The sequence below is a fragment of the Dyadobacter sp. CY345 genome, assembly GCF_021502725.1.
Taxonomy (GTDB): Bacteria; Bacteroidota; Bacteroidia; order Cytophagales; family Spirosomataceae; genus Dyadobacter.
In genome coordinates, this window is the sequence record NZ_JAKFFS010000001.1 from 132,655 (window position 1) to 145,201 (window position 12,547).

General features: G+C 41.0%; 8 protein-coding genes and 1 pseudogene. 1 reads left to right on the forward strand and 8 read right to left on the reverse strand.

Annotated elements, in window-relative coordinates; translation table 11 throughout:
- Positions 1–39: 39 nt before the first annotated feature.
- From L0657_RS00580 to L0657_RS00610, 7 genes and pseudogenes are all read right to left on the reverse strand, one after another.
- Entirely contained in the window at positions 40–1,482 is a 1,443-nt protein-coding gene (locus L0657_RS00580) for a TolC family protein (protein WP_235148380.1), read from the reverse strand.
- A gap of 70 nt (positions 1,483–1,552) precedes the next feature.
- Positions 1,553–4,708 (reverse strand): efflux RND transporter permease subunit, encoded by a 3,156-nt coding sequence (locus tag L0657_RS00585; RefSeq protein WP_235148381.1) that lies wholly within the window; start codon positions 4,706–4,708, stop codon positions 1,553–1,555.
- A 28-nt stretch (positions 4,709–4,736) separates the two neighbouring features.
- Positions 4,737–5,888, reverse strand: a complete 1,152-nt coding sequence (locus L0657_RS00590) for an efflux RND transporter periplasmic adaptor subunit (RefSeq protein WP_235148382.1) — start codon at positions 5,886–5,888, stop codon at positions 4,737–4,739.
- A gap of 217 nt (positions 5,889–6,105) precedes the next feature.
- Positions 6,106–6,534 (reverse strand): hypothetical protein, encoded by a 429-nt coding sequence (locus L0657_RS00595; protein WP_235148383.1) that lies wholly within the window; start codon positions 6,532–6,534, stop codon positions 6,106–6,108.
- A 432-nt stretch (positions 6,535–6,966) separates the two neighbouring features.
- Entirely contained in the window at positions 6,967–7,752 is a 786-nt protein-coding gene (locus L0657_RS00600; protein ID WP_409015022.1) for an ABC transporter ATP-binding protein, read from the reverse strand.
- A 129-nt stretch (positions 7,753–7,881) separates the two neighbouring features.
- Positions 7,882–8,780: pseudogene (locus tag L0657_RS00605) on the reverse strand (ABC transporter ATP-binding protein); the annotation flags it as partial.
- Positions 8,777–10,516 carry an ABC transporter ATP-binding protein gene (locus L0657_RS00610; RefSeq protein ID WP_235148385.1) on the reverse strand — a complete coding sequence of 580 codons (1,740 nt, stop codon included), beginning with the start codon at positions 10,514–10,516 and terminating at the stop codon, positions 8,777–8,779. The gene L0657_RS00610 and the pseudogene L0657_RS00605, both read right to left, overlap by 4 nt.
- Before the next feature lie 259 nt (positions 10,517–10,775).
- On the opposite strand from L0657_RS00610, the gene L0657_RS00615 reads away from it, so the two are divergent.
- On the forward strand, positions 10,776–11,816 hold the full coding sequence (locus tag L0657_RS00615; RefSeq protein WP_235148386.1) for a GNAT family N-acetyltransferase: 1,041 nt from the start codon (positions 10,776–10,778) through the stop codon (positions 11,814–11,816).
- A gap of 95 nt (positions 11,817–11,911) precedes the next feature.
- Here L0657_RS00615 and L0657_RS00620 read toward each other — a convergent pair whose 3' ends face one another.
- A complete protein-coding gene (locus tag L0657_RS00620; RefSeq protein ID WP_235148387.1) occupies positions 11,912–12,514 on the reverse strand; it encodes an HmuY family protein in 603 nt (200 codons plus the stop codon).
- Positions 12,515–12,547: the final 33 nt, after the last annotated feature.

Consider the following 12,547-nt stretch of genomic DNA (forward strand, 5'->3'; position numbering starts at 1 on the left):
ATTTTTTGTATTAAAATATTGATAATTTTTTCGCCAGTCTTATTCCCAACCGCCGCCAAGCGAACGATACAATTCTATCAAAGCCAGATGTTGATCTTTCTGAACTTCCATTAATGACAATTCAGCCTCCAGTACATTTTTTTGCGCCGTTATTATTTCCAGGTACGTTGCGTAGCCGGTAAGAAAAAGATCGCGGGAAACACCCACAGCCTGTTGCAAAACTTCGACTTCCTGCCTTTTGAAATCCGCAAATTTTTTGGTGTTTTCAATTTTCTTTAGACTGGTACTTACTTCCTGAAACCCGGTCAAAATTGCTTTATTATAAGAGTATAAAGCCTCGATATTCGCCGCCTCAAACCTTTTTTGTCCAGCTAAAAGTGCCTTTCTATTAAATATCGGAGCCGCCAAACCGCCTAATGCACTGTAAGCAATGGAGCCCGGATTGAATAATAAGGAACTTTTAAAAGCGTTAAAACCTAATAATCCAGTTATATTGAGGGAAGGCAGAAACGCTAGTCTGGCAGCTTGCAAATCTGCATTATTTGCCAGTAATTCCAATTCAGCCTGTTGAATATCCGGGCGTCTGATGAGCATTCTTGAAGGAATACCAGCCTGTACGCGTTCAGGTAAATTTTCGTTTAATGTTCCGCTTCTCGTGATTTTTTGTGGAAACCGCCCTAGCAAAAAATTTAGATTATTCTCTGCCTCAACGATACGCTGGTTGATCTGTATTTCAAGGCTTTGCGTATTTAATAATTGCGCCGTAAATTGTTGAACACCCAGTTCATTCGCACGGCCTCCCTCTTTTTGTATTTTAATATTTTCTACGGCAGATTGCTGCAGAATAATGTTTTTCTTAATAATCTCCTGCTCAGCGTCCATTCCCAGTAACTCATAATACAGGCGTGATACCTGTGCGATCAAACTTGTTGTCACCAGATGTTTTCCTTGTTCAGAAGCAAGAAAACGGGTATATGCTGCCTTACGCTGTGTTCTTAATTTTCCCCAGATATCTACTTCCCACGTGCTACGAAATCCAACAAAATAGTCAGGTAGGAAAGGAGCAGGTAGCCTTCTGTCGGCATCAATATTATCCGAAAAGTTGGTATCATAGTTTCCGACACCATCCATAGTGTAATCTCCGAATTTCCGTCCGCCGCCAGACACTTCTGCATTTACGGCAGGCAACAAAGCACCTTTCGCTAGCAAGACATTGGACCTGGCCATTTCAATGCGCTGCACAGCAATTTTCAAGTCAGGATTATTTAGCAAAGCGGTATCAATCAGAGCGATCAAGTTAGGATCTTTGAAGAAAGACTTCCATTGCATCGAGCCAATTCCAGTTGAGTCAGTTTGATTTTCAAAAGTTTCCGGCGTTCGGATAGACGCCGATTTTGTTACCGGCTGCATCATCTTACATCCACTCATGAATATCAAAGCAGCAACGGGAAGGGTTTTATAAATTGTTTTATATGTTTTCATTAATTCAATGCAGTTAGTAAAAAGCGGGCAGCCAGAATTTCTTCGTGGCTGCCCTGATATTGGCTGATTCTTAATGGACCAGAACTTCTTTTTCTTCCACTTTTGGCGCAGAAGGTTTTTTCGGGAGTGCCAGTGTTGCGAATAAAACGTAAAGGCCCGGAATGATAATGACCCCGAAAAGTGTTCCGACAAGCATACCACCGGCAGCTGCCGTTCCGATTGACCGGTTACCCAAAGCACCAGCACCGGATGCAATACAAAGTGGAATAAGTCCTGCAATGAAGGCGAAGGATGTCATTAAAATAGGACGTAACCTTTCTGTGGCTCCTTCCAGCGCCGCCTCAAAAACTGTCCGGCCCTCTTTCTGACGAAGAATAGCATACTCCACAATCAGAATGGCATTTTTCCCGAGAAGACCAATAAGCATGACCAGGGAAACCTGTGCATAAATATTATTTTCCAGTCCCATTAATTTTAAGGCCAGGAATGCTCCAAAAATCCCGGTAGGTAATGACAAAATTACCGGAAGCGGAAGCAAGAAGCTTTCATATTGCGCAGCCAAAAGCAGATAAACAAAGAGCAGACATATCCCAAAAATATACATCGCCTGATCGCCCGACAGGATTTCCTCCCGGGTCATCCCTGACCATTCATACGAAAATCCTTTGGGAAGCTTCTCTTTTGCCACACGTTCTACGGCCTTAATAGCATCTCCACTACTAAATCCGGGAGCAGCATCGCCGTTGATCATCGCGGACGTAAACATGTTGTAGCGCGTCAATAATTCTGGTCCGTAAACCCGTTCAAGACGTATGAAAGTTGAAAAAGGAACCATTTCGCCACGGTTATTCTTAACATACAATTTTAAAATATCTTCCGGGCTTCTTCGGAAACTTGGGCCTGCCTGAACCATAACCTTATACATCTGCCCAAACCGGATGAAGTTGGAAGCATACAAACTACCGATCAAAGTCTGAAGTGTGCTCATGGCGGCATCAACAGAAACTCCTTTTTTGGAAGCGATATCCGCATCAACATGAATCATATACTGCGGAAAGCTTGCATCAAAACTGCTGAATGCGCTGGAAATTTCCGGAGTCGCCATTAATTCCTTTACAAATTGATTCGTAACACTGGCGGTTTTTTGAAGATCATCACTACCTGTCTTATCCTGAATACGCAGCTCAAATCCACTTGAATTACCAAATCCGGGAACTGTCGGAGGAGGGAAAAACTCAATCTTGGCATCTGTGATATGCTTCGTTTTTTGCTCCATTAGTGCAATAATATCTTTCACCGATTCTTTGCGCTGATCCCAGGCTTTAAGGTTAATCATCGCCATACCGTATGAAGATCCGGCAGATTCTGTAATCAAGCTATATCCTGAAAGGGAGGATACAGATTCGACAGGTTCCAGGGATGCTGCTACTTTCTGTATTTCATCGAGTACAGCTTCCGTTCTTTCAACCGTAGCAGCGACCGGCGTTGTGACGTTCACATTAATCACACCCTGATCCTCAGTTGGAATGAATCCACTCGGAAGGATCGAACTGATACCATATGTGCCGATACAAAACGCGATCAGCAAACCAATCGTAATCATTCTACGGCCAATAATGACAGAAAGCAGTTTTTGGTATTTGTTGGAAATACCATTATATCCATTATTAAATCCTCTGAAAAACCGGTCAAGCGGGGTGTTTTTTGAAGGTTGACCATGTGTATTTTTAAGCATTATTGCACAAAGTGCGGGTGTCAGGGTCAATGCGTTGATACCTGAAATTACAATTGAAATGGCCAGCGTAATCGAAAACTGCCGGTAAAATATTCCGACCGGACCAGACATAAATGCGACCGGAACAAACACAGCTGACATCACGAGCGTAATGGCAATAATTGCCCCGCTCATTTCTTTCATCGATTCGAGCGTTGCTTCTCTGGCATCGAGATGTTTTTCAGCCATTTTTGCATGGACGGCCTCGACGACGACAATGGCATTATCGACCACAATACCAATCGCCAATACCAAGGCAAAAAGGGTAAGCAAATTAATCGAAAATCCGAAAAGCTGCATGAAAGCAAATGTACCGATCAAAGCTACCGGAACGGCTAATGCAGGAATCAGGGTTGAACGGAAATCCTGTAAGAAAAGGTAAACAATAATGATAACGAGAATAAATGCCTCGATCAATGTGCGAACCACTTCATGGATAGAGGCGTCTAGGAAACGAGATACGTCATAAGAAACAAAGTAGTCCATTCCCGGCGGGAAACTTGTAGTTTTCAGCTCAGCTACTTTACTTTTGATATTCTTGATAACATCCTGCGCATTGGAACCCGGACGCTGTTTGATCATAATGGATGCCGACGGTTTTCCGTTGGATTTGGAAGCCATGTCATATTCCAATGTTCCAAATTCGATATCAGCAACGTCTTTTAATTTCAGCATAGATCCATCCGGATTGGATCTCAGAACAATATTTTCATATTGAACCGGTTCAAATAACTTTCCGGTATATTTTAAAACATATTGCAAAACTTGTGTTTCGCGGCCGGAAGCGACGCCCGTTTTTCCGGGTGCAGCAACCACATTCTGGTCGCGTATCGCCAGCACAACTTCATCTGCCGATACGTTGTAATTATTCATCCGGTCGGGTTTCAGCCACACACGCATAGAGTAATCCTTACTTCCCATGATTTGCGCGCGACCCACGCCGTCAATTCTTTTTAGCTCTTTTAAGATGTTTATATCAGCGAAGTTGTACACAAAGTCCTCGCCAACAGTGGTGTCGGTGCTCATAATATCCAGATACATGAGCATACTGTTTACCTCTTTTTCAGTGGTAACACCAGCCTTAATTACTTCTTCCGGAAGTTCGTCAATTACTGTTTGTACACGATTTTGTACGTTTACCGCGGCCAGGTCAGGGTCTACTCCTACGTTAAATGAAATGGTGATTGTCGTAACACCATCGTTGCCGGATACGCTTGTCATATAAGTCATCCCAGGAACACCATTGATGGCTTTTTCCAGCGGAACTGCAACGGCATCGACACAAACTTCTGAGTTAGCCCCTGTATAAGTGGCCGTTACGACAACCGAAGGAGGGACGATATCAGGAAATTGGGAAACCGGTAGTCCTGTAAAAGCCAGAATACCCAGGAGGGTTATGAAAATAGAAATTACCAGCGACAGAACCGGTCGCTCTATAAATTTTTGAAACATGGTTTAAAATTCAGGTGAGCGTTTGATTTTATCGCGCTGTAAGCTCGATCTTGTTCGTTTCTGTTTTTACCGAATCCAGAAGGATGGTTTTTGGATTAATCGTAACGCCATCCTTCAATCCCTGAAGTCCTTCGCAAACGATCGTTTCTCCCGGCTCTAATCCTGATTTTACAATGTAATATCCCGAGAGTCTCGATTTCGGTACGAAGCTCCTGGTCTTAATCTTATTGTCTTTACCCAGAACGTAAACGAAGCTCTTATCCTGAATTTCAAAAGCAGCTTTTTGTGGAATTAAAATGGCATTTTCAACGGTATTGGTCAGTCGGATCGTACCGGTTGATCCATGTTTTAATAATTTTTCAGGATTTTTAAAACGTGCTCTGAAAGCAATAGATCCGGTACCTTCATCGAAAGCGCCTTCCATTGTTTCAATAATTCCTTTATGTTTAAAAAAAGAACCATCTGCCAATTCAAGCTCTACGACCGTGTTGTCATTGGATTTTGCCCCCCGCGCTCTTGTGTATTCGAGGTATTCATTTTCTGAGACATTGAAATAAGCAAATACATTTTTAGTATCAGAAAGCGTAGTAAGCAGAGTGCCTTCATTTATCAGACTGCCTGTTTTGTAAGGAAGCCTGTCGATAACGCCATCGAACGGTGCTTTGATCACGGTTTGTGCAAGGTGCAATGCGGCTGTTGATCTTTCGGATTTTGCCTCTTCGATTTTAGCATTCGCAGCTGCAAGTTTTGCCTGTGCAACCTCCAGCTCCGTCTTTGAAATAACATTCTTTTCAACCAGTAATTTGACGCGTTTCAGTTCAAGTTCCGCCCCTTTTGCATCCGCATCGGCACTCTGTAAATTCGCTTTTGCTTTTGCAAGGCCGGATTCATATTCTGCGCTGTTGATGCGAAACAATGTCTGCCCCTTTTTTACTTCTTTGCCTTCATCAACATAAACCTGCTCAAGATAACCTTTAACCCGTGCGTATATTTCTACATTCCTGACAGCGTGGATTGATCCCACATATTCTCTGTGAAGATCTGTTTTCTGGGATTTTAATTCGGTAACCGGGATGGTCAGAATCGAATCTTTGATTTCTGAGGAGTCTTTACTTTGCGTTGAACAAGCCGTGGCAAACAGGCTGACTCCCAATAAAAAAGACCAGTTATAATTTTTCATGATGAGTAGGTAATGATTTTAATTTAATATTTGGAAGAATAGGAATGGGATTTTAGCACACAGTTTTACAGCCAACATGTTGAATTTGGCATACGGATAATGTATCAGCAGAATACAAAACACATGCTTTTATGAGCAGGCATTTCGAGTGTCTGTAATACTTCAATAAATCTGTGCGGCTGAAAAATAATTTGGCAGAAATGCCGGAATGAATCCGTTAAAACGGACAAAGCCTGTGAAGGAAACTATAATAATCCGGCAAGGTAAGTAACCCCTCAATGGAGCCGATAACTTGCTTTGTATAATGTTTTACAACTGATTTTAAACAGCAATAGAAGTAATCAGAGAGGACAGTTTCGAAACTCGAAAAGCGATAACTGGATGTCCTGTGGCGTAACAGATGGGTCAGACTTTCTTTCCATTCAAATTCATCTGCCTTCACAATTGCCTGGCGCTTACAAATTGAATAATCAATTTCAATCAAATCCTCCTCCTCCTCTACTTCCTCGTAGTAAGCATTATTGAAAGGAGATAAAAATTTAATTCCAAAATTAGATCTGCACGACGCCTCTGCCTGTCCAGAGAACAGTGCCGAAGCAAAAATTTGCCCAATGCAAAAAAACAGTAAGAAAGTTTTTTTAAACATAGTACTTATCAAATTTCAAAACACCAAAAATTCATATTCTTATAATGAATTCAAGAAATATTGGAATTATTGGAATGGGAATACAAGACCGTAATCTAATAATTCAAATATAACAATTCAAACTTGATAACCAAATTTTCCTGATTGTTAACATCTGTTAATTAAATCTAATTTTTTTCTAATTTGGTCGTTAACTAATTGATTTTTAAGTTGCTTTATTTAGATCGACATACGCGGTTGAACGATTTCTCTCATCTTTTACATCTCGGTCACCCTGGATTGGTTTTACCGAAATGTAATTTTCGGTATCAACGATTTTTTTTAAAATAACTTTTTAACTGCACTTTTATTCCGAAACGTATCTTGTTTTCACATATTGAACTTGGGATAATCTAATTTTATACTTTTAAAAGAAAATTATTTCTGTATTGTTTACGAGAATTGTCCAGTGTATAATTGATAGTATTTACCTTTTTTAGACATAAGATCGGTATGACTTCCTCGCTCAATAATGTTGCCAAATTCCAGTACGATAATCTCATTTGCATTTTGCACCGTAGATAATCTGTGAGCAATGACGAATGTAGTTTTACCCTGCATCAGCGTGTCCATACCTTGTTCAATGAGCTTTTCAGTTCGGGTATCAATTGAACTTGTAGCTTCATCCAGAATCAGAATTGGTGCTTCGGCAACCGTGGCGCGGGCGATGTTAAGCAATTGTCGCTGTCCCTGGCTCAGGTTACTTCCGTCGCCATCGAGTACCGTCTGATATCCTTTCGGCATTCGGGTAATAAATGAATGAGCGTTAGCAAGTTCTGCTGCATTAACAACTTCGGCGTCTGTTGCTGTTAATCGTCCATATCGAATATTTTCCATCACAGTTCCGGTAAATAAATGTGTGTCCTGCAAAACAATCGCCATCGATTTTCGAAGGCTTTCTCTGGAAACATCTTTTATGTCAATGCCGTCAATCGTTATTTTCCCTGACTGGATATCGTAAAAACGTGGAAGCAGGTTAATAATCGTTGTTTTACCAGCACCAGTTGAGCCAACAAACGCGATTTTGTTACCTGGTTTCACACTCAAATTAATGTCATGTAAAATCACCTTTTCCGGTCCATATCCAAATGTCACATTTTCAAAACGAACATCGCCGTTTACTTTGGAAAGTGTAATTGCATTTTCTTCGTCAGTTGGTTCAGGCAATTGATCCATCATTTCGAAAACCCGTTCAGCTCCTGCCAGCGCAGCTTGTAAGCTGTTAACCTGGCTGGATAATTCATTTATTGGCCTTCCAAATTGTCTCGAATATTGTAGAAAGGATGCCAGACCGCCAATGTCCAGTCCACGTGTTACTGCAAGAATTCCACCGATTGTTGCCGTAAGCGCATAATTGATGGTGCTCATATTGATCATAATCGGCATCATCATACCAGAAAACATCTGCGCTTTTGTCGCTTTTTCCCGCAGGTCAGAATTCAGTTTTTCAAAATCAATTTCTGCTTTTTTCTCATATCCAAAAACTTTAACGACTTGATCCCGGTGATGATTTCTTCGATATAACCATTTGTAACTCCGACTGCTTTTTGCTGAGCCATAAAATAATTTTTACTTCGTTTAATCACTTGCGAAGCCAAAAAGAGCATAAGCGGGACCATCACCAATGTCACCAAAGTCAGCAAAGGACTGATATATAACATGAGCAGAAATGTTCCGGTCAGGGTTATGATGCTTGTGAAAATCTGGGTCAGGCTATTGTTTAAAGATTCGCTGATCAGGTCAACATCGTTTGTAAACCGGCTCATCAATTCTCCGTGACTATTCGTATCAAAGAAATGCAGAGGCAGTGATTGTAGTTTTTCGAACAGATCATTCCTTATTTCATTCACAGTTTTCTGAGAAATAATGATCATAAATCTGCTTTGCAAATAAGCAGTAGTAGCGCCTGCGAGATAAATGATCAGCATAATGCCCAGCATACGAAACAGACCGTCAACATCTTTTGGGATTATGTAATCGTTGATGAGCGGACGAAGCAGGTAGGAACCCGTCAGCGAAGCGGACGTATTGATCAGAATAAACAGGACAACAGTGGATAATCCGAATTTGTTTTTTTGTAGATAGCCCCAAAGTCTTCGCATCGTCAGACCCATATTTTTAGGTTTTTCTACGGAAAAGCGACGTCCGGAACTTGATCCGGGCATGCCGTCCGGTGCTGCTGAGGTGGTTGTATTTTTATCGCTCATGAGGCTATGGCTTCATTTTGCTGTTGTGACTGATAAATTTCCTGGTAAACTGCATTCGTTTTCATAAGCTCTTCATGGGTGCCGATTCCGATAATTCTGCCGTCATCCAGAATGACAATCCTGTCGACCGATTCAATGGAGCTGATTCTTTGGGCAATTATGAATGTAGTTGTCTGATGATGGTTTTCCTGTAATGCAGTCCTGATTTTCGCCTCTGTCGCCGTGTCCACTGCACTGGTGCTATCGTCCAGAATAAGAATGATCGGTTGTTTTAGAAGAGCCCTGGCGATACATAATCGCTGCTGCTGTCCCCCGGAAAGATTGACGCCGCCCTGTCCCAGCACTGTTTCATATTGTTCAGGAAAGGACATGATAAAATCGTGTGCCTGGGCATCTTTTGCAGCCGCAATTATTTCGTCGTCCGTCGCATCGGGTTTACCCCATTTCAAATTGCTTTTGATGGTACCTGAAAACAATACATTTTTTTGCAAAACGGTCGCAGTTGCTTCGCGAAGATGTTGCAAGGAATAATTTCTGACGTCAACGCCATCAATCAGGATTTGTCCTTCGGTTACGTCGTATAATCTTGGAATAAGTTGAACGAGACTTGTTTTTGCGGAACCTGTTGCGCCGATGATAGCGATCAGTTCTCCCGGAGCAACTTTAAAATTGATATCCTTCAAAACAAACAAATCGCTTTCTAAATTGTATTTAAAACACACCTCCCGAAATTCGATTTCGCCTTTCTGTACTTGAAAATTCCCACCATTAGCAGCTTCGGTATCTTTAATATCGATTTCGGTATCCAGTACTTCCAAAATCCTTTTCGAAGAAGCGCTTGCTCTGGAAAACATCATAATGGTCATGGAAAGCAACATTAACGCGATCAGAATTTGTGTGATATAACTGATAAACGACATCAGCTGGCCAACCTGCAAGTCGCCGGTCATCACTTTATTTCCTCCAAACCAAACCACAGCAACAATGGACACATTCATGATCAGCATCATCACAGGCATGATCAAAACCACGATCGTAGACGCTTTTACCGACATATCCATTAAATCCCGGTTGGCTACTGAAAATTTTTCTTCTTCAAAATCACTCCGTACAAATGATTTTACAACACGGATATTGGTAAGATTTTCCTGGATCGCTGCGTTTACACGATCCAGTTTTTGCTGCATTTTTGTGAAGTATGGAATGCCTTTCTTCATGATGAAAAAAATGGCGAAACTTAATACGGGAATGGCAACAGCTATAATAATGGTCAGTTCCTTATTGATTTGTAATGCGAAAATTACTGCGCAAACCAGCATCAACGGAGCCCGGATCAAGAGACGCAAGGACATCATCACCACTTGCTGAAGTGTATTGATATCGTTTGTAAGTCTTGTCACCAACGAGGCGCTGCTGAACGTATCAATATTGGAAAATGAAAATTCCTGAATTTTGTTGAACAGGCCCTGACGTAATTCACTCGCAAAACCCACGGAAGATTTAGAAGAATAATACACATTTCCAACGCCTCCAACAATTGCGACAAGTGATAGCGCAATCATAAGTGCACCCATTTTCAGAATATAATTCGTATCCTGATTTTTTATTCCGATATCGACTATATCAGACATGAGCATCGGTTGTACGATTTCGCCAAAAACGTCGATAATCGCCAGCAGCGGCCCTAGTATGATTGCTGTCTTGTATTTTGTTATGAAGGGGAAATATCGTTTCATCTTAATTTTGGCATATGGAAAAGGATCATATTACAGAGGAGTACGCAAAATAGAAATATATTCGGGAGGATCGTTACAAATATCCTGCCTGTTTCAACGGAAAATCTCAGATTTAACCCTGATGTCACCAAAAAATAAAAGAGATACATCTATTCTAAATTTATCTTTCAAAACGTATATTTAAAAAATCATCAATTAGTTTATTTAATCATTTGAATTTGTGACCGTTACTTGCAAACTATGCAAGGTGGTATCTATTATGAAAATATTTTCCATCAAGACCAATCGTTTTATTTTAACAAAAATGACAGCCTCTGATGGCGACAAATATTTTAGATTGAGCAACAACGAGAAAGTAATGAAATATGTGACCGGCCACGCGTTGAATCGTCAGGAGTCGGATGAAATGCTTGGCAGGATTGTGGAGGAAAATAAATCGGATACTTATTTTGGAAGATATTTAATTGAAGAGAAAAAAACCGGAAAACTGGTCGGGGCTGCGAAATTGGAAGCATTTGGTGCCGAAGTTGAAATAGGTTACCGGATTTTGGAAGAATATTGGGGGAAAGGTGTCGCAACCGAAATTGCCAAAGCTTTGCTGGTTTTTTCTATCCGGAAATTTCAGCCACCTGCCGTAATCGCTTTTGTAAATGTGGAAAATGCCGCTTCCATACGAGTTTTGGAAAAGGCGGGGTTGAGCAATTTAGAGCGCATTGAAGATCTTGACGAAATTAAATATAAGTTCAGTTTCACACCTCAAACAAATCCTCTTATGAAAAAAGCGCTCTACATTCTTCTTGGAATCGTTGCCATTTTTATTCTTGCGGCGACACTTATGCCCAAAGAGTATGCCGTTGAAAGAGAAATAATTGTTAATAAGCCAAAGGCCGAAGTGTTTGCATATCTGAAACCGTTGAAAAATCAGGACAATTGGAGTGTGTGGATGGCTAAGGATCCGGATGTGAAAAAAACATACAAAGGCACAGATGAGACGGTTGGTTTTACGTTCCGGTGGGAGGGAAATGAGGAGGTTGGGGTTGAAGAACAGGAAATTAAAAAGATTACAGAAGGTGAGAGGATCGATACCGAACTTCGGTTTATCAAACCGTTTGAATCGACGAATGATGCATATATGATCACGGAAACCGTTGGTCCGGAACAGACCCGCGTGAAATGGGGTTTTACAGGTGCCATGCCGATTCCGATGAATGTATTCCTGCCTTTTATGGGCATGGAAGACTCAGTTGGAAAAGATTTTTCTGACGGATTAAAAAATCTGAAAAAGATTCTGGAAAAATAAAATTTTGCCACGAATACATTAATTTTCACGAATGTTTGAATCGATATTCGTGAAAATTCGTGTATCCGTGGCGAGAAAAAGTTGATCTGCGAAGGTTAGAACTTACCATTTTCGTCAGCTAAAACATATCTGAAAGTATAGTATTTTGATTCTTCCGTCGGTACATCTTCCGGCGCGCCTTTGTAATAACTGATAAATTCAATTTTTGCGAATTTGCCCTCAGCCGTTTTAACTACAATGGTTCTGCCGGTTATTGGTAAAATCGCATGAACGTTCATATCATATTTGTACCAGGAATTTCCACTGCCGCTTGCAATTGCGTTTCCTGAACCATCGTCAGTTTTATATCCGTCTTTCGGGGCTTCTGTAACAGTATCAAATGGTTTTTCTAAAATTAGTGCGGCACCTTTTCCCGATCCGCTCGTACCGCCGTTGACAAGAATTGTGGTACCGCTGAAAGCAAGATCCCATTTGGTTGTTTTCGCATCCTCTGATAATATTTCTGTTCCTGCGACCAGACTGAAATAATGATACGTGTTTGGTTTTGCGGCAGCGATAAAATCCTTGATAACCCTGACTTCTGGTGTTGCCAGACTGGAAATAATTTCGAAATTAGCCTCAAAATCACTGTCAAAGGATGTTTTTGGAACATCCGTATTAATAAATAATGAGACCGAAAAAATGATTGACTTAAACATTTTTGTATTGATTTTCTTTTAAAATCAGAGAGA

What these genes read in the sequence shown, in the direction of transcription:
- L0657_RS00585 (WP_235148381.1), bottom strand. Translation starts at nt 4,708, where the DNA reads ATGTTTCAAAAATTTATAGAGCGACCGGTTCTGTCGCTGGTAATTTCT.
- L0657_RS00600 (WP_409015022.1), bottom strand. Translation starts at nt 7,752, where the DNA reads ATGATGGATCAATTGCCTGAACCAACTGACGAAGAAAATGCAATTACA.
- L0657_RS00580 (WP_235148380.1), bottom strand. Translation starts at nt 1,482, where the DNA reads ATGAAAACATATAAAACAATTTATAAAACCCTTCCCGTTGCTGCTTTG.
- L0657_RS00615 (WP_235148386.1), top strand. Translation starts at nt 10,776, where the DNA reads ATGAAAATATTTTCCATCAAGACCAATCGTTTTATTTTAACAAAAATG.
- L0657_RS00620 (WP_235148387.1), bottom strand. Translation starts at nt 12,514, where the DNA reads ATGTTTAAGTCAATCATTTTTTCGGTCTCATTATTTATTAATACGGAT.
- L0657_RS00610 (WP_235148385.1), bottom strand. Translation starts at nt 10,516, where the DNA reads ATGAAACGATATTTCCCCTTCATAACAAAATACAAGACAGCAATCATA.
- L0657_RS00595 (WP_235148383.1), bottom strand. Translation starts at nt 6,534, where the DNA reads ATGTTTAAAAAAACTTTCTTACTGTTTTTTTGCATTGGGCAAATTTTT.
- L0657_RS00590 (WP_235148382.1), bottom strand. Translation starts at nt 5,888, where the DNA reads ATGAAAAATTATAACTGGTCTTTTTTATTGGGAGTCAGCCTGTTTGCC.